The sequence below is a fragment of the Nocardia sp. NPDC056611 genome (assembly GCF_042792755.1).
In the GTDB taxonomy this organism is placed as follows: Bacteria; Actinomycetota; Actinomycetes; order Mycobacteriales; family Mycobacteriaceae; genus Nocardia.
On the sequence record NZ_JBHTVV010000003.1, the window covers coordinates 187,248 to 204,618 of the forward strand.

14 protein-coding genes are annotated in these 17,371 nt (G+C 70.2%); 10 read left to right on the forward strand and 4 right to left on the reverse strand.

Going from position 1 to position 17,371, the window contains the following annotated elements:
* Positions 1–34 precede the first annotated feature (34 nt).
* From ACFRAQ_RS17455 to ACFRAQ_RS17480, 6 genes are all read left to right on the forward strand, one after another.
* Positions 35–6,082, forward strand: a complete 6,048-nt coding sequence (locus ACFRAQ_RS17455; protein WP_379100602.1) for an amino acid adenylation domain-containing protein — start codon at positions 35–37, stop codon at positions 6,080–6,082.
* A gap of 108 nt (positions 6,083–6,190) precedes the next feature.
* The gene (locus ACFRAQ_RS17460) at positions 6,191–7,189 is read left to right on the forward strand and encodes an alpha/beta hydrolase (protein ID WP_379100604.1); all 999 of its coding nucleotides are present in this window, start codon (positions 6,191–6,193) and stop codon (positions 7,187–7,189) included.
* A 1-nt stretch (position 7,190) separates the two neighbouring features.
* Complete coding sequence (locus ACFRAQ_RS17465; RefSeq protein ID WP_379100606.1) at positions 7,191–8,090, forward strand: SDR family NAD(P)-dependent oxidoreductase; 900 nt, start codon at positions 7,191–7,193, stop codon at positions 8,088–8,090.
* A 16-nt stretch (positions 8,091–8,106) separates the two neighbouring features.
* Positions 8,107–9,027: a ferritin-like domain-containing protein gene (locus tag ACFRAQ_RS17470; RefSeq protein WP_379102125.1), complete on the forward strand. Its 921-nt coding sequence runs from the start codon at positions 8,107–8,109 to the stop codon at positions 9,025–9,027.
* Positions 9,024–10,490, forward strand: coding sequence for a flavin-containing monooxygenase (locus tag ACFRAQ_RS17475; RefSeq protein ID WP_379100608.1), 1,467 nt, complete (start codon positions 9,024–9,026; stop codon positions 10,488–10,490). The genes ACFRAQ_RS17470 and ACFRAQ_RS17475 overlap by 4 nt, the downstream gene beginning before the upstream one ends.
* Before the next feature lie 72 nt (positions 10,491–10,562).
* Positions 10,563–11,327 (forward strand): MerR family transcriptional regulator, encoded by a 765-nt coding sequence (locus ACFRAQ_RS17480; RefSeq protein ID WP_379100610.1) that lies wholly within the window; start codon positions 10,563–10,565, stop codon positions 11,325–11,327.
* On the opposite strand, the gene rplL is transcribed toward ACFRAQ_RS17480, so the two are convergent.
* The 3 genes from rplL to ACFRAQ_RS17495 are packed head-to-tail and all read right to left on the reverse strand — an operon-like array spanning position 11,328 to position 12,526.
* Positions 11,328–11,711 carry a 50S ribosomal protein L7/L12 gene (gene rplL / locus ACFRAQ_RS17485; protein ID WP_379100612.1) on the reverse strand — a complete coding sequence of 128 codons (384 nt, stop codon included), beginning with the start codon at positions 11,709–11,711 and terminating at the stop codon, positions 11,328–11,330.
* A 42-nt stretch (positions 11,712–11,753) separates the two neighbouring features.
* On the reverse strand, positions 11,754–12,143 hold the full coding sequence (locus tag ACFRAQ_RS17490) for an acyl-CoA thioesterase (protein WP_379100614.1): 390 nt from the start codon (positions 12,141–12,143) through the stop codon (positions 11,754–11,756).
* Positions 12,143–12,526 carry an acyl-CoA thioesterase gene (locus ACFRAQ_RS17495; protein WP_379100616.1) on the reverse strand — a complete coding sequence of 128 codons (384 nt, stop codon included), beginning with the start codon at positions 12,524–12,526 and terminating at the stop codon, positions 12,143–12,145. The genes ACFRAQ_RS17490 and ACFRAQ_RS17495 overlap by 1 nt, the downstream gene beginning before the upstream one ends.
* Before the next feature lie 114 nt (positions 12,527–12,640).
* Between ACFRAQ_RS17495 and ACFRAQ_RS17500 the strand changes: the two genes are divergently transcribed.
* Genes ACFRAQ_RS17500 through ACFRAQ_RS17510 form a run of 3 tightly spaced genes read left to right on the forward strand, consistent with a single transcriptional unit; the run spans position 12,641 to position 15,560 of the window.
* On the forward strand, positions 12,641–13,618 hold the full coding sequence (locus tag ACFRAQ_RS17500; protein WP_379100618.1) for a GlxA family transcriptional regulator: 978 nt from the start codon (positions 12,641–12,643) through the stop codon (positions 13,616–13,618).
* Complete coding sequence (locus ACFRAQ_RS17505) at positions 13,615–14,346, forward strand: DJ-1/PfpI family protein (protein ID WP_379100620.1); 732 nt, start codon at positions 13,615–13,617, stop codon at positions 14,344–14,346. Before ACFRAQ_RS17500 ends, ACFRAQ_RS17505 begins: the two co-directional genes overlap by 4 nt.
* Before the next feature lie 20 nt (positions 14,347–14,366).
* Positions 14,367–15,560 (forward strand): cytochrome P450, encoded by a 1,194-nt coding sequence (locus ACFRAQ_RS17510; RefSeq protein ID WP_379100622.1) that lies wholly within the window; start codon positions 14,367–14,369, stop codon positions 15,558–15,560.
* 20 nt (positions 15,561–15,580) lie between these two features.
* On the opposite strand, the gene ACFRAQ_RS17515 is transcribed toward ACFRAQ_RS17510, so the two are convergent.
* A complete protein-coding gene (locus ACFRAQ_RS17515; protein ID WP_379100624.1) occupies positions 15,581–16,708 on the reverse strand; it encodes an NADH:flavin oxidoreductase in 1,128 nt (375 codons plus the stop codon).
* A gap of 118 nt (positions 16,709–16,826) precedes the next feature.
* On the opposite strand from ACFRAQ_RS17515, the gene ACFRAQ_RS17520 reads away from it, so the two are divergent.
* A complete protein-coding gene (locus tag ACFRAQ_RS17520) occupies positions 16,827–17,270 on the forward strand; it encodes a MarR family winged helix-turn-helix transcriptional regulator (RefSeq protein ID WP_379100626.1) in 444 nt (147 codons plus the stop codon).
* The last annotated feature ends 101 nt before the right edge of the window (positions 17,271–17,371 follow it).

Consider the following 17,371-nt stretch of genomic DNA (forward strand, 5'->3'; position numbering starts at 1 on the left):
GGGAACGCGAGTCGAGGCTTGAAGGTAGGAACCGGTGACCGTCGATCTTCCCGCGGCACGCCGGGCGCCGGGTCCCGGCGGCCGAAGACGGGTCCAGACGCTGCCGCGTCTGCTGGCCGCCGCGGTCGAGAGCAGACCGGACGGCATCGCCCTGTGCGCGGGCGGACGCTCGCTCACCTATGCCCGGCTCGACGCGTACTCCACCCGGGTGGCCCGGCTGCTCATCGCCCGCGGACTCGGTCCCGGCGACCGCGTGGTGCTGGCGCTGCCGCGTTCGGTCGAGGCCGTCGTCGCGGTCTGGGCGGTCGCCAAATCCGGGGCGGCCTTCGTGCCCGTCGACCCCGCCTACCCGCCGGACCGGGTCGCGCACATGCTCGCCGACGCGGACGCGGCCTGCGGGCTCACCCTCACCGCCACCCGCGAGCGGCTCGGCGACGGGCTCGACTGGCTCGAACTCGATGCCCCGGACTGCCGCGCGGAACTGGCCGATCTCTCGGCCGAACCGCTGCACTACACCGACCGCACCCGCCGAGTGCACGGCGATGACATCGCCTACGTCGTCTACACCTCCGGTTCGACGGGCCGCCCCAAGGGCGTCGCGGTCACCCACACCGGATTGGCCGGGCTCTGCGGCGAACTCACCAGCCGGTTCCGGGTCGCCCCGGATTCCCGCACCCTGCACTTCGCGTCGCCCAGCTTCGACGCGGCCGTCCTGGAACTCCTGCTGGCCGTCGGCTCGGCGGCCACGATGGTCGTCGCGCCCGCCGACTGCTACGGCGGCGGCGAACTCGCGGAGCTGCTGCGGGCCGAGCGGGTGACGCACGCTTTCCTCACCCCGGCCGCGCTGGCCGGGATCGATGCCTCGAATTTGCCGGACCTCGCGGTAGTGGTGGCGGGCGGTGAGGAATGCCCGCCGGATCTGGTGGCCCGCTGGTCACCGGGGCGCGGGTTCTTCAATCTGTACGGGCCCACCGAGACCACCGTCGCCGCGACCATCAGCGACCCGCTCACCAGCGCCGACACCGTCACCATCGGCGAACCGATTCCCGGCGTGACCGCCCTGGTGCTCGACGCCCGGCTGCGGCCGGTGCCGACCGCCGTGGCCGGTGAGCTCTATCTGGCCGGGCCGGGGCTCGCACGCGGGTATCACCGGCGGCCCGGACTGACCGCAGCGAGCTTCGTGCCGCACCCGAACGGTAAGGGGGAACGCATCTATCGCACCGGAGACATGGTGCGGTGGGTGCTCGATCGTGACGGGGCGCCGGGTCTGCAATACCTGGGGCGCAACGACTCCCAGGTGCAGATCCGCGGCATCCGGGTGGAGCTGGACGAGGTCGACGCGGTGCTGTTCGCCCACGAATCCGTCGCCTTCGCGACCACGCTGGTGCGCCGGCTGCCCAGTGGCGTCGACGGGGCCGTGTCGTACGTGGTGCCCGTCCCCGGAGCCGATATCGATGCCGCCGCGCTGACCGACCATGCGCGGCAACAGCTTCCGCGCCACGCGGTGCCGGCCGCCATCACGGTGCTCGACAGTATTCCGCTGACCCCGTCCGGGAAGCTGGATCGCGACGCGCTGCCCGAACCGGTATTCGCCGCCCGGCCGCACCGGCGGGCCCTGACCTCGACCGAGCGGGAGGTGGCCGCGGCCTTCACGGAGCTGCTCGGTGTCGCGCGCGTGGGTGCGGTCGACGACTTCTTCGACCTCGGCGGAAACTCCTTGCTCGCTACGAGATTGGCGGGACGACTCGGGGCCGGGCGGGCCGTCCGGGTGCCTGTGCTGCTGGTGTTCGAGCATTCGACGGTCGCCGCTCTGGCGGCGGCCATCGACGGGCTCGGCACCGGCGACCGGCCCGCACCGACCGCGCGGCCGCGGCACGGGACGCGGGCTCCGCTGTCGCTCGCGCAGCAGCGCATGTGGTTGCTGGCGCGCTTGGATCCGGAGTCCGCGGCCTACAACATTCCGTTCGCGCTGCGCCTGACCGGGGAACTCGACGTGGCCGCGCTCGCGTGGGCGCTGCGGGACCTGGTCGAACGGCACGAGGCACTGCGGACCGTCTATCCCGAGGACGGTGGCGACGGGTACCAGGACATCCGCCCGGCGGACGCGGTGCCGATCGACCCGGCCGCGGCCGACGTGACCGAGTCCGGGGTGCGGAGCGAACTGATCGCCTTGGCGGGCACGAGATTCGACGTCACCGCCGAGGTTCCGCTGCGACTGCGGCTGTTCCGGGTCACGGAGCGGGACCACGTGCTCGGGGTGGTCATCCACCATCTGGCCGCCGACGGCTTCTCCATGGTCCCTTTGACCCGCGACCTCATGACCGCCTACGCCGCTCGCACCCGGGGCGTCGTCCCGGACTGGACGCCGCTGCCGGTGAGCTACGCCGACTACGCCGTCTGGCAGCGCGAATTACTGGGCGCGGCCGATGATCCCGGCTCATTGCACGCCGAACAGCTCGGTCACTGGCGGACCGCGCTCGCGGGGTTGCCGCCCCTGCTGGACCTGCCCGTCGACCGTCCCCGCCCGGCGGTCGCCTCGCATCGTGGTGCGGCGCGGCATTTCCGGGTGGACGCTACCCTGCATCGGACTCTGGCGGAGCTGGCCCGCGCCCGGAATGTCTCGCTGTTCATGGTGGTGCACGCCGCGCTCGCGGTCGTCCTGGCGCGGCTGGCCGGGGTGGACGACGTGGCCGTGGGCGCGCCCGTGGCCGGCCGTGGGGAACCCGAACTCGACGATGTCGTGGGCATGTTCGTCAATACGCTGGTCCTGCGCACCCGCATCGACCCGGCCGAGCGCTTCGCCGATCTGCTGGACCGGGTGCGTGACACCGACCTGGCCGCCTTCGCGCACGCCGAGCTGCCCTTCGAACGGCTGGTGGCCGCACTGGACCCACCCCGCACGCAGGCCCATCACCCGGTGTTCCAGGTGGCGCTGTCGTTCCAGAACTTCGGAGATCAGGTGCTGCGACTGCCCGGGCTCACCATCACCGGAATCGATCTCGGTGAGGCTGTGTCACCGCTGGATCTCCAGCTCACCGTGGTGCCGCGGCAGCAGGCCGAAGGTCCCGCGGGACTGCACTGTTCGTGGCGATACGCCACCGACCTGTTCGACGAGAGCACGATCGTCCGGCTCGGCGGGCGGGTTTCCGCCGTGCTGGCCGCCATCGCCGCCGATCCGCACGCGACCGTCGGCGACCTGCCCTGCACCGATCCGGCCGAACTCGCGGCCCTGCCGACGACGGGTCCGCGGCGCGAGGTGCCGCAGGCCTTTCTGTTCAGCGGCTTCACCGATCGGGCGGTGCGCACTCCCGAAGCGGTGGCCGTGACCGGTGACGGCATGGCGCTGACGTACGGCGAACTTTTCGAGCGGTCGAACCGGTTGGCGCGCACGCTGATCGCCTCGGGTGTCGGACCCGGAACCGTGGTCGGCGCGGACGTGCGGCCCGGACCCGATCTCGTGATCTGCCTCTACGCCATCGTGCAGGCGGGCGGCGCGTACCTGCCGATCGACCCCGACCAGCCCGCCGAACGCACCGCCGACATGCTCGCCGCGGCGGAGCCCGTCTGCGTCGTCACCGCCGATCTCGTGAATGCCCCTGAGCTGGAGAATTTCTCGCCCGCACCGATCACGGACGCCGACCGGTCGCGGCCACTGCGTGAACAGGATCTCGCGTACCTGCTCTTCACCTCCGGGTCCACGGGCCGTCCGAAAGGCGTCGGCATCTCGCACGCCGCCATCGCCAACCACATCGCCTTCCTCACCACCGAATACGGGCTGTCCGAACGCGATACCTACATCCAGCTGGTGCCGAGCACCTTCGACGCCTCCCTCATCGGCTACACCGCCCCGCTCGCCGTGGGCGGTCACCTGGTGATCCCGTCGCCCGCCCGCCGCACCGATCCGGACCATCTGGCCGACCTGCTGATCCGGCACCGGGTGACGGCTTTCCTCACGGTGCCGTCCCTGCTGCGGGCGCTGCTGGAGTTCGCGCCCGACGGCGCGTTGTCCGGCCTGCGAGTGGTGTGCGTCGGCGGCGAGCCCCTGCCCGCCGAGCTGATCGCGCGGTTCCGGGCCGCGAGCCCGGCCCGGTTGCACAACCTCTACGGGCCCACCGAGGCGACGATCTCCATCACCGGCGCCGACGTCACCGACCACGACGGCGGCCCGATCTCCATCGGTGCGCCGCACTGGAATTCCCGCGCCTACGTGCTCGACGCCCGACTGCACCCGGTGCCGCCGGGCACACCCGGGGAACTGTACGTCGCGGGCGCGCAACTGGCCCGCGGCTACCTCGGCCGCCCCGCGGGTACCGCCGGCCGCTTCGTCACCGACCCCTTCGGCGGTGCGGGGGAGCGCATGTACCGCACCGGTGACCTGGTCCGCCGCACCCGCGACGGGGGACTGGAATACCTGGGCCGCACCGACTTCCAGCTCAAACTGCGGGGTCAAAGGCTGGAGCCGGGGGAGGTGGAGGCCGCGCTGCGCGCCCACCCGGAGGTGGCCGAAGCCGTGGTCGCTATCCGCCGGGACCGGCTCGTCGGATACCTGCGCGCCGTCACCGGTAGCACGCCGTCCCCGGACGAAGTTCTGGCCGCGGCCCGAAAGCGGCTGCCCGGCTACATGATTCCCTCGGACCTCGTCATTCTGGACGCCTTCCCGCTCGGCTCGACGGGCAAGCTGGACCGTGCCGCTCTCCCCGACCCGGAACCGTCGTCGCGGGCTTACACCGCGCCGGAAACGGCCGACGAGCATGCGGTCGCGGACGTCTTCGGCGCCGAACTGTGCGTCGAGCGGGTCGGACGCGACGACGACTTCTTCGCCCTGGGCGGAAACTCCTTGTCCGCCATCAGGGTTCGTGCCGCCCTGGCCGGCCGGCTCGGCCTTCCGGTGCCCCTCGCGGACCTGTTCGCCCACCCGCGCGTCCGCGACCTGGCCGCCGCGCTCCGAGCGGAAACAACCGTGGCCGGCGCCGGACCGGACCCGGTGGCGGACGCCGTGCTGGATCCGCGGATCACCGCGGCCGGTTTCGCCCCCCGGCGTCCGGGTTCGCGGTCGGCGGTACTGCTCACCGGCGCAACGGGTTTCCTCGGCGGCTTCCTGCTCCGGGAGCTGCTCGAACGAACCTCCGCCATCGTCCACTGCCTCACCCGTGCACCCGGTGTATCCGAGGCCCGCCGCCGCATCGTCGCCAATGCCGACCGATTCGGCATCGACCTCGTCCCGCATCTGGATCGAATAGTGCCTGTCCCAGGTGATCTCGCGCAGCCCGGTCTCGGCCTGAGCGCGAACGAGTTCGCCGGCCTGGCCGAGCGGATCGACGCGATCTACCACAATGGCGCGCTGGTCAACCACCTCGAACCGTATGCCCGCATGCGCGCCGCCAATGTCACCGGCACCGCCGAGATCCTCCGGCTGGCCGCCACCCACGCCACACCGGTCCACTTCATCTCGACGGCCTCGATCTCGAACGGCCCGCTCCCGGACGGCGTGGCCGGCTATATCGCCACGAAATGGGTGGGAGAACAGCTGGTTCGAGCCGCCGCCGAGCGTGGTGTGCCGGTCCGCGTCTACCGCCCCGGCCTCATCACCGGCGATTCCCGGTGCGGCGCGGCCGGGGCCGACGACGCGTGGTGGACGATGCTGCGCGCCATGCTGGTCCTCGGTCTCGCCCCCGAGCTGCCCGATGCGGAGGTCGCCATGGTGCCCGTCGATCAGGTCGCCGCCGCGATCGTCTCCGCGGCCCGGAAACCGGCCGAACCCGGTGACGTCGAGACCGTCACCCTGCTGCCCGTCCGGACGGTGTCCCTCGCCACCGTGCGCGACGAAGTCCTCTATCACGGTTATCGTCTCGCCCCGGTGGCTCCGGCGGACTTCGCCGCGGCCCTGCTCACGGCGGCCGAACGGCCGGAGGCCGACGCCCGTCTGGTTCGCGCCGCCGCCCTCAGCGTCAACTATTCGGCCGAGGTCACCGGAATGGCCGCGCGCGATCCCCGTTCGGCCTGTCCCGGAGTCGATCGCCCCATCCTGGCCCGCTACCTCGACTACTACGTGAAGACCGGTTTCCTGCCCCCGCCGTCCTAGATGTACCAGGTCACGGCCCTGTGCTGTGGCGTAGCGGGCTATACAAGTGACTAGGTTGTTAATAATGTGCCATTGACAACTGGCACATTGAATGGCGATGCTGTGCCCATGAGGACGAGGTCAATGGCGACCTTCCCGCCGACGGCGGTCCCCACCCGGGCGGCGACGCGGACGCGACTCGCGGCCGCGGCGTCGGTGGTGGGGCTACGCCAGGTCAATGGGTGGTTGCCGAACAATCGAATCGGGATCGAGGCCGGGCGCGCGCTCATCGCCGCGATCATGGCGGCGGGCGGCCCCACCCCGGCGGGGACCGCGGTCACCCCGGTGCGCTCCGGCGGCGTGCGCGGCGAATGGGTCCGGGCCGCCGGTGTACGGCACGGCGATCGGGCCATCTACTACCTGCACGGCAGCGGCTACGTGGTGTGCTCGGCCAAGACCCACCGCGGACTCGCGGCCCGGCTGTCCAAGGCCACCGGGCTGCCGGTGTTCGTGCTGGACTACCGGCTCGCGCCCGAGCATCCGTTCCCCGCGGCCGCCGACGACGCCGCGGCGGGCTACCGGTGGCTGCTCGAACACGGGTATCGCGCAGGCGATCTGGTGATCGGCGGCGACTCGGCCGGCTGTCACCTGACCCTGGACCTGCTGCTGCAGAACGCGATCGACGGCACCGCGCAGCCCGCGGGCGCCTTCATGTTCTCGCCGCTCATGGATCCCACCCTGACCCTCGCCGAACGCCGCGACCGGGTGCTGCCCGATCCCATGGCCCCGGCCCGCACCGGGCGGCGGCTCATCGAGCTGTACACCGCCGCCGAGCCCGGGGATTCGCCACGGCTGAAGCTGACCATTCCGGCCGGCACCGTGCTGCCGCCGCTGTTCGTGCAGGCCAGTGCGGGGGAGATGCTCGCCGACGACGCCCGCCACCTGCGCGACATGGCCGCGGCGGCCGGCGTGCCGTGCGAACTGGAACTGTGGCCGGGGCGCATCCACGTCTTCCAGGCCCTGCCGCTGCTGGTGCCCGAGGCCGGGCCCGCCCTGCGGCGCGCCGCCGGGTTCGTGACCTCGGCACTGGCGCAATCGGATTCGACTCCAAGAAAGCGGGTGGGCTGACATGTGGCCGATCGACGAGGTGATCTTCGCACTGGGCGGCAAGCGCCGCTCCCAGCGCGCCAAGGCCGTGGTGACCGGCGCGGGCAGCGGGATCGGGCGCGCGTTCGCGCTCGAGATCGCCGCGCGCGGCGGTGAGGTCGTGTGCGCGGACATCGACAAGGACCGCGCCGACGAGACCGTGCGGCTCATCGAGCGCACCCACGGACGCGCGGCGCACGCGGTGTTCTGCGACGTGTCCCGGCGCGCGGACGTGGAGAGCCTGGCCCTGCACGCGGAACTGCTGTTCGGCGGCGCGCCCACCCTGGTGATCAATAACGCGGGTGTCGGCATCGGTGGAAAACCGGTGGGCGACATCGGTTTCGGCGACTGGGAATGGGCGCTCGGCATCAACCTGTGGGGGGTCGTGCACGGCTGCGAGATCTTCGCACCCCAGCTGCGCGCGGCCGGGCGCGGCGGCATCATCAATGTGGCCTCGGCCGCGGGCTTCGCGGCCGCGCCCGGCATGGCCGCCTACAACGTGTCCAAGGCGGCGGTGGTGTCGCTGTCGGAGACCATGGCCGCCGAGCTGGCGGGCAGCGGGGTCGCGGTGACCGCGCTGTGCCCGACCTTCGTGCGCACCAATGTGGTGACCGACGGCCGGATCACCTCGGGGTCCTCCCGCTTGGCGGACGGGCTGATGCGCTGGACCGGGTTCTCGCCCGAGTCGGTGGCCCGCACCACCCTCGACGCCCACGACCGGGGCGCGCTGTACGTGCTGCCGCAGCTGGACGCCCGCGTGGTCTGGCACCTCAAACGGCACTTCCCGGCCCTCTACACCCAAGCCCTCGGCGTCCTGAATCGCGTCCTGCCGCAGCAGGATGCGGCGGCGACCGGCACGAATCTTCAGAAGACAGGAGTCTGACATGTCTGCGAAAACCATCTCCTTCGACTTCGACAACATGCTGGCCAAGATCAAGTCCAAGCAGTGGGCGCTGGCCGACATCGATTGGGACGCACCGGGCGCCGAGCTCATCGACCCGGCCCTGCACGCCAAGCTGAAGCCGTTCATGGCCGATCTCATGTGGATCGAGAACGTCGGCGCGCGCGGCTTCGCGGCCATGGCCAAGAAGGCCCCGACCCCCGCGCTGGCCGAGATCTACCGCTACTTCCACGCCGAGGAACAGCGGCACGCCAATGCCGAACTGGCCCTCATGCGCCGCTGGGGCATGCTCGAGGGCGACGAGATCCCCGAGCCCAATATCAATGTCAAGCTGGTCATCGACTTCCTGGACAAGTACTCCGACGGCATGTCGCTGTCCTTCCTGGGCACCGTCATCCCCATGCTCGAGGTGGCCCTCGACGGCGCGCTGATCAAGTTCGTCACCGACGAGATCGCCGACCCGGTCGCCCAGGAGGTCTTCAAGAAGATCAACAATGACGAATCCCGGCATCTGGCCACCGATTACGCGGTCATGGAGCTGCTCGGCCACGCCAGCGCCCGCAAGCTGGCCATCGACCTGGTGGGCGGCTGGATCAAGCCGTCGCTGTTCATCGGGCTGCTCAGCTACATCCCGCTGCTGAACAAGATGCGCGACAACATCGTCGACATGGGCGTGAGCGAGGAGAAGCTCTACGCCGCCATGGCCCGCTTCAAGCAGGTCGGCGAGCGCGCGCCGATCGTGAACCGGCTGCCCATGTACCGGTTCGTGAAGATGCATTCCGACTGGGTCGTCAACCGCGAGCACCCGTATCACCTGTTCGCGGACGCCATGGTCAAGGTCACCGGGGCGATTCCGGACCGCCTGCTGCCCACACAGCCGACCTGGTCCAAGGAACTCACCTACGAGCCCGTCGCATGAGCGCCGTGCACAAGCCACTGGACGTGGCGATCATCGGGGCCGGATTCGCGGGCATCGGCGCGGCCATCCGCCTGCGGCAGAAGGGGATCACCGACTTCGCGGTCTTCGAGCGCGGCGACCGGGTCGGCGGCACCTGGCGCGACAACACCTATCCGGGCGCGGCCTGCGACATTCCGTCGCGGCTGTACTCCTACAGCTTCGCGCCCAACCCGGACTGGTCGCGGACCTACTCCGGCAGCGCCGAGATCCTCGGCTACATCGACACCATGGTCGCGGATTCGGGCATCGCCCCGCACATCCGGTTCGGGCACACCGTGACCGGCATCGTGTTCGACGACGAGACCGGGCTGTGGACGCTGTCGTTCGGCGCCGGGCGGCGAAAGGTGCGGGCGCGCACCGTGATCCTCGCCTCCGGCCCGCTGTCCAATGCCGGGTTCCCGGACATCGCGGGCATCGACGACTACGCGGGCCACAAGATCCACAGCGCCCGCTGGGATCACGACTACGACTTCACCGGCAAGAAGGTGGCCGTGGTGGGCACCGGCGCCAGCGCCGTGCAGATCATCCCTGAGCTGGTGAAACAGGCCGCCTCGGTGAAGGTTTTCCAGCGCACGCCAGGCTGGGTGCTGCCGCGGGTCAACCGGCGCACCAACGGCCTCACCAAACAGGTGTACCGGCAGCTGCCGGTCACCCAGTCGCTGGCCCGGGAAGCCTGGTTCTGGGGCCACGAGTCGGTGGCGCTGGGCGTGGTGTGGAATACGCCGCTGACCCGGGTCGTCGAATCGGTCGCCTTGATGCACCTGCGTTCCCAGGTGCGTGATCCGTGGCTGCGACGGCAGCTCACCCCCGATTTCCGGGCCGGCTGCAAGCGGCTGTTGATGAGCAGCGAGTACTACCCGGCCCTGCAGGCCGACAACTGCAAGCTCATCACCTGGCCGATCGCGGAACTGTCCCCGCACGGCATCCGCACCGCCGAGGGCATCGAGCACCGCTTCGACTGCATCGTGTTCGCCACCGGGTTCGAGGTGTCCAAGCAGGGCTCGCCGATTCCGGTGACCGGGCGCGGCGGCCGGGTGCTGGCCGACGAATGGCGCGGCGGCGCATACGCGTTCAAGAGCGTCACGGTGGCCGGGTACCCCAATCTGTTCCTCACCTTCGGGCCGAACTCGGGGCCGGGCCACAATTCGGCGCTGGTCTACATGGAGGCGCAGATCGAATACCTCACCGACGCCATCAAGATCGTGCTCGACCGCGGGCTGCGCACGCTCGAGGCCCGGCGGGATCGGCAGGACCGCTACAACCGCGGCCTGCAGCGCCGGTTGACCGCCACCACCTGGAACTCCGGGTGCAGCAGCTGGTATCTCACCGAGGACGGGTTCAACGCCACCATGTACCCGGGATTCGGCAGCCAGTACGCTCGGCAGCTGGCCAGGGTGGATCTGGCGGATTTCCACCTGCGCTAGTGTTCAGAACGGCTGCGCCGATGTTCCGGCGGAGCCAGGGGGTCGCCGGCGGAAGGGACGGGAACAGGACGAATGGCGGAGTACCGCATCGACGATCTCGCCCAGGCCGCCGGCACCACGACGCGCAATGTGCGCGCCTATCAGGAGAAGGGGCTGCTGCCCACGCCCACCCGCCGCAGTGGGCGCGCGCTCATCTACGACGACACCCACCTGGCCCGGCTGCGCATCATCGACGCGCTGCTGCAACGCGGGTTCACCATCGCCCACATCGCCGACTTCATCACCAGCTGGGAGACCGGCAAGGATCTCACCGAGATCCTCGGGTTGCAGAGCGCGGTCACCGACACCTGGGGCAAAGCCGAAGAGCCGTTGGCGATCCCGCGCGAACTGGTGGACACCTTCTTCAGCGACACCGAGGAGCACCAGGTCGACTCCGACCAGCTGGCCCGGCTCGAACAGCTCGGCATGGTGCGGCTGCGCGACGACACCGTCGAGCTCACCCGGCCCGAACTGCTCGGCATCTTCGCCGATCTCAGCTCCTACGGACTCCGGCTGCCCGAACTCATCGATCTGCACAGCGCCATCGCCGAGCGGCTCGAAGCCGTCGCCCGGCTCATGGTGGTGGCGGCCAAGGACCACATCGTGGCCGCGCACGGGCCCGGCTGGATGCCCGAGACCGACGCCGAGATCGCCGAGACCGCCGGGATGCTCAAGCATTTCCGCGAACTCGGGACCCGCTCGGCGCGCGACAGCCTCGACCAAGCCCTCGACAAGGTGCTGCAGGCCGAACTCGGCGAGTACCTGGAAGCGGCTGCCCGCCGCCACGCGAAGGAGTGATCAGCGCAGGGCGGCGCGGGCTCCGGCCGCCTCGAGCTTGATCCGGGCGGCCTCGGCGGCGTCCTTGTCGACCTTCTCCAGCACCGCCTTCGGCGCGGCCTCGACCAGGTCCTTGGCCTCCTTGAGACCCAGCCCCGGGATGATCTCCCGCATGGCCTTGATGACCTGAATCTTCTTGTCCCCGAAGGATTCCAGGACGAGATCGAACTCGTCCTGTTCGTCGGCCGCCTCCGCGGGAGCCGAATCCGCGGCGACTTGGACGGCCACCGGGGGCGCGGCGCTGACGCCGAACTCCTCCTCGAACGCCTTCAGGAACTCCGAAAGTTCCAGCAGCGTCATCCCTTTGAACACGTCGAGCAATTCGACGACGGTCATCTTGGCCATGATGTAACCCCTTGCAACGCTGACCAGGCGATACAAGTAATTCTAGGCGGAAGGAACCGCCAAGGTCATCAGATATTCGCGCTCCCCGCGTGTCAGCGGGCGTGGCGCGCCGTCGGCGATGGCGACCAGGGTGGAAGTCGCGTAGAGATAAAGGAATTCGCCGTCGCGCACCTCGTGCCGCAGGGTGAACGAGGTGGTGCCGAGCTTCTCCACCGCGGAGGTGACGGTCACCGGCGCGGCCCGGAAGACCAGCGGCATGCGGTAGCTCAGCCGCTGACCCGCCACCACCACGCGCCACGGACCGCCGTCGGAGTCGTAGCGGTCCAGCAGATCCGCGCGCGCCTCGTCGAGGTACTGGGCGAAGACCACATTGTTGAGATGCTGCTGCGCGTCCATATCGGTGCGGCGCAACTGGATGTCATAGGTGTGCATCAGGCCCCCAGATCCTTCAGGAGCACGCGCTGGTCCTCGGGCAGCGCACGGGACCGCTGGGTCTCCTGGTCGAAGGCGACCATCGTGCACACCGCCGTCGAATACACCACGTCGTCGTCGCGGATCTCCTGCTCCAACACGAACGAGGAGGTACCGACCCGGCTCACCCAGGTCTCGATCCGCACCGGATCGGGCCGGTACCGCAGCGGCGTCAGATAGTCGATATCCATCTGCGCGACCACGTTCGCCCCGCCGAACCCCTTCTTCCAGAACAGATCGATCCGGGATTCCTCGAGGTAGCGCAAATGCGCGGCATTGTGCACGTGCCCGTCGGCGTCCATATCGGACCACCGCAGCGGGCACTGGAAAAGGTGTCGGGCCACCCCGCATTCATATCAAGCGGGCGGGGCCGGCAACCTCGCGGCCATCGCCGCCATGGCCGAATCTGCAAGAGTCGTGTCGTTGACGCCGTCGCCTGCGGGCCGCAGGCTGAGGGCATGCGGGTGGTGCTGATCGTGGTGTTCGACGGGTTCCAGCTGACCGATCTGGCCGGCCCCGCGGACGTCTTCTCCGGCGCCGCCGCCCTGCTCGGCGACGGTGGCGGCTACCGGGTCGAACTGGCCGCGGCGCAGGCCGGTCCGGTGCGGTCCTCGTGCGGCATCGAGGTGACCGCGCGGCACGGGCTCGACACCTGGACCGGGCCGCTGGACCTGCTGCTGGTGGTCGGCGGGCTGGCCTTCTGGGCGGCGTCCGGCGACGCCGAACTGGTGGCGGGGATCCGCCGGGTGGCCGCGGTGGCCGACCGGGTGGGCTCGGTCTGCTCGGGCACCTTCCTGCTGGCCCGCGCCGGACTGCTGGACGGCCGCCGCGCCACCACGCACTGGGCGGGCGGTGAGCTCCTGGCCCAGCAGTTCCCGGCCATCACCACCGAACCCGACCGCATCTACGTGCGCGACGGCCCGATCTGGACCTCGGCCGGGGTGACCGCGGGCATCGACCTGGCCCTGGCCATCGTGGCCGCCGACCACGGACCCGAACTGGCCCGCGAGGTGGCGCGCTGGATGGTGGTGTACCTGCACCGGCCCGGCGGGCAGAGCCAGTTCAGCGCGCCGCTCACTGGCAACCCGCCCCGGCGCGATCCGCTGCGCGAACTCCAGGTGTGGATGGAGGAGCATCCGGCCGCGGACCTGTCGCTGCCCGCGCTGGCCCTGCGGGTCGGCATGAGCACGCGGCACTTCTCGCGCGTCTTCGCCGGCGAGACCGGGACCACGCCCGCCCGCTATGTGGAGCGGGTGCGGATCGCCGCCGCCCGGCGCCTGCTCGAGACCACCGACCAGCCCATGGACCGGGTCGCCGCCGCGGTCGGACTGGGCAGCCCCGAGACCCTGTACCGAATCTTCCACCGACACCTGGGCATTCCCCCGGGCGAGTACCGCGCCCGATTCAAGAACTCCGAAGGAGAGCGTGTCTCATGACATTCCAGATCGCCATCGTGCTCTATCCCGGCATGACCGTGCTCGACGTGGTCGGACCCTACGAGGTGCTGCGCGGCATCCCCGACAGCGAGATCCGTTTCGTCGCCGGGGAAGTCGGCCCGGTGGTGGCCGACAGCGGGGTGCTGGCGCTGGGCGCGACCCACACCTTCGCCGAGACGCCCGCACCCGATCTGGTGCTCGTCGGCGGCGGGGAACAGGGCACCACCGGGGCCATGGCCGACCGGGAGCTCATCGACTGGCTGCGGGCGGTGCACCCGAAGACGCAGTGGACCACGTCGGTCTGCACCGGATCGCTGATCCTGGCCGCCGCCGACATCCTGCGTGGTCAGCCCGCCACCACCCACTGGCTCGGCCAGCCCGCGCTCGCGCCCTTCGGCGCCGAATCGCGTCCGCACGACCGCATCGTGCACAGCGGCAAGATCGTCACCGCCGCAGGTGTTTCCGCCGGCATCGACCTCGGGCTGTGGCTGGTCGGCCGGATCGCGGGGGAGGAGCGGGCGCAGATGACCCAGCTCTACATCGAGTACGACCCGCACCCGCCGTACGACACCGGCCACCCCGACAAGGTGAGCGCCGACCTGCTGCGCAAGACGCGCCTGCTCGCCACCAAACGCTCGGCCAAGCCGCGGGTGCCGCTGGAGGTGGCCACCGCCCTCTGGCGTCTGACCCTCAACCGCATACGGGATCGGGCCGCCGCCACACGCTGAATTCCCGTACCGTCGGAAGGGTGACCGAGCTGCTCGGCGATCACTTCTTCGCCAATCCGCATGCGTACTACCGGCTTTGGCGCGAGGACGGGCCGGTGCTGCGGGTGCGGTTCGGGGACGGCGTGGAACGCTGGCTCGTCATCGGCTACGAGGAGGCCCGCGCCGCGCTCGCGGATCCGCGGCTGCGCAAGGACATCGACCTCCTCGAATCGGTGATCGCCCGCAAGCGCACCGGGCCCTGGGAAGGGCCCCGCACCCACGACGGGCTACGGCACATGCTCAATGCCGACCCGCCCGACCACACCCGGTTGCGGCGGGCGGTCTCGCAGGCGTTCACCGCGCGGCGGGTGGCGGCGCTGCAACCGGTCATCGAGCGGACGGCGCGAGAACTGCTGGACGCCATGGCCGATCACGACGAGGTGGATCTGCTGCGGGCCTTCGCCGTGCCGCTGCCGGTCGCGATCATCTGCCACCTGCTGGATGTGGACATCGAGGACCAGGGCACCTTCCGGGAATGGACCAAGGCGCTGGTCGGCACCCTGGAACCCGGCGTGGACCCGGCCCGGGCGCACGGCGAGATGGTGGCCTTCCTGCGGAACCTGCTGCGGCGCAAGCGGTCCGAGCCGGGCGAGGACCTGCTCTCGGCGCTGGTCACCGACGCCGATGCCCGCCTCGACGAGGGCGAACTGATCGGCATGGCACTGCTGCTGCTGGTCGCCGGGCACGAGACCACGGTGAACCTGATCGGCAACGGCATGCTGGCGCTGCTGCGCGACCGGCCCTGGCTGGACCGGCTGTGCGCGGCGCCGGAACTGATCCCCGCCGCCGTCGAGGAGTTCCTGCGCTTCGACGGGCCCGTCGACCTGGCCACCCTGCGGTTCACCGCCGAGCCGACCACGGTGGGCGACACCGTCATTCCCGCGGGCGAACTGGTCCTGGTGGCCTTGGCCGCGGGCAACCGGGACCCGCGCCACTTCACCGACCCGCACCGCCTGGACCCGCTGGCCGAGCACGTCGGGCACCTGGGCTTCGGTCACGGCGTCCACTACTGCGTCGGCGCGCCGTTGGCCCGGCTCGAGGCCCGGGTCGCGTTCACCCAGCTGCTGGACCGGTTCCCGGACATCGAACTGGCCGTGCGCGATTCGGAGCTGCGCTGGCATCCGAACCCGGTGATCCGCGGCCTGAAGCGACTGCCGGTGCGGCTGCGGAAGTGAATCCCTCGCTCGCGGGGTGGCTAGCTCAGCGTCTTCAACGCCGCGCCGTCGTACGGCTTCAGCTCGTCGAGCCGCCCCGCCAAGACCTTGGCCGCCCACTGCGGGTCCTGGAGCAGGGCTCGGCCGACGGCGACCAGATCGAATTCGTCACGCTCCAGCCGATCGAGCAGATTGTCGAGGCTGCCGAGTTCGGCGCCCACACCGGCGAACGCGCGCAGGAACTCGCCGTCGAGGCCGACCGAACCGACGGTGATGGTGGTCTTTCCGGTGAGTTTCTTGGTCCAGCCGGCCAGGTTCAGGTCCGAGTCCTCGAATTCCGGCAGCCAGTAGCGGCGGGTGGAGGCATGGAAGGCGTCGACGCCGGCCGCGGCGAGCGGGGTCAGGATGGCTTCCAGCTCCTGCGGGGTCTCGGCGAGCCGCGCGTCGTAGGCGTCCTGCTTCCACTGCGAGTAGCGGAGGATGATCGGGAATTCGGGCGAGACGACCTCCCGGACCGCCGCCACGATCTCGGCCGCGAACTTGGTCCGGGCCACGGCATCGCCGCCGTAGGCGTCGGTGCGCCGGTTCGTGCGTGCCCACAGGAACTGGTCGAGCAGATAGCCGTGAGCGCCGTGCAGTTCGACGCCGTCGAAGCCGATGCGTTCGGCGGCCGCGGCGGCCTCGGCGAATGCGCCGATGACGTCGTCCAGATCTTGTCGGGTCATCGCGTTGCCGGCGCCCTCGGTGCCGTCGACGCGGATACCGGACGGGCCGACGGCGGGAGCCTCGGTGAAGGGTCCGTCACCCTGGTTGCGGACCATGCCGATGTGCCACAGCTGCGGCACGATCGTGCCGCCCGCGGCGTGCACGTCCGCGGCCACCTTCGCCCACCCGGCCAGCTGCTCCTCACCGTGGAAGCGCGGCACCCGATCGCTCTGACCGGCCGAATCGTGGCCGACATAGGTTCCTTCGGTGACGATCAGTCCGACGCCGGCGGCGGCGCGGCGGGCGTAGTAGGAGCGCACATCGTCCCCGGGAACGCCGCCGGGGGAGAACATGCGCGTCATCGGCGCCATCACGATGCGGTTCGGAACGGTCAGCCCGTTCAGGGTGACGGGCCGAGACAGAACCTGAGCCGTGCGGGCGGCTTCGGACGCGGTGACGGTCACGGGACACACTCCTCATAGTTACTTGCCAACCTAGATGGTTGAGAACTTCAAGCAATGTGAACAAACGCTAGTGGTGAATATTTGAGATAGTCAAGTTTCTGTGGATAGGCTTATCCATATGGCAGAAGGTCCCCGCGTCGACACCGCTCAGCTCATGGAGCTGCTCTCGCTGTCGCTCGGCGCCTACTACGGAGACTTCACCCTCGCCGCGGCGAGCGAGAACCTCACCGCGATCCAGGGCAAGGCGCTGACCGTTCTGCGCCGCGGCCCGATCGCGATGCGCGCGCTGGCCGAGATCATGACCTGCGACGCCTCCAACGTGACGGGCATCATCGACCGGCTGGAGAAGCGCGGCCTCGTACGCCGCGAGGTCAGCGCATCGGACCGGCGCGTCACGAACCTCGTCATCACGGCCGAGGGCGAGCAGGTCGCCGACGCCATCCGAGCGAAGATGCACACCACCCGAGAGGGCCTGAACAACCTCGACGCCGAGGACCGGGACCGCTTGTACGCCTTGCTGAAACGGGTCTTCGTCGCCCGCCCCGCCGCTCGGCAGGAGTGACCTGCGACGGTAGCCGGACCGTACGCGCCAACGACCTCGTCAGGAGAGCGTCGCCGCCTCGATCATGGCTTGTTCTCTTCTGATGATTCCGTGGAAGCGGC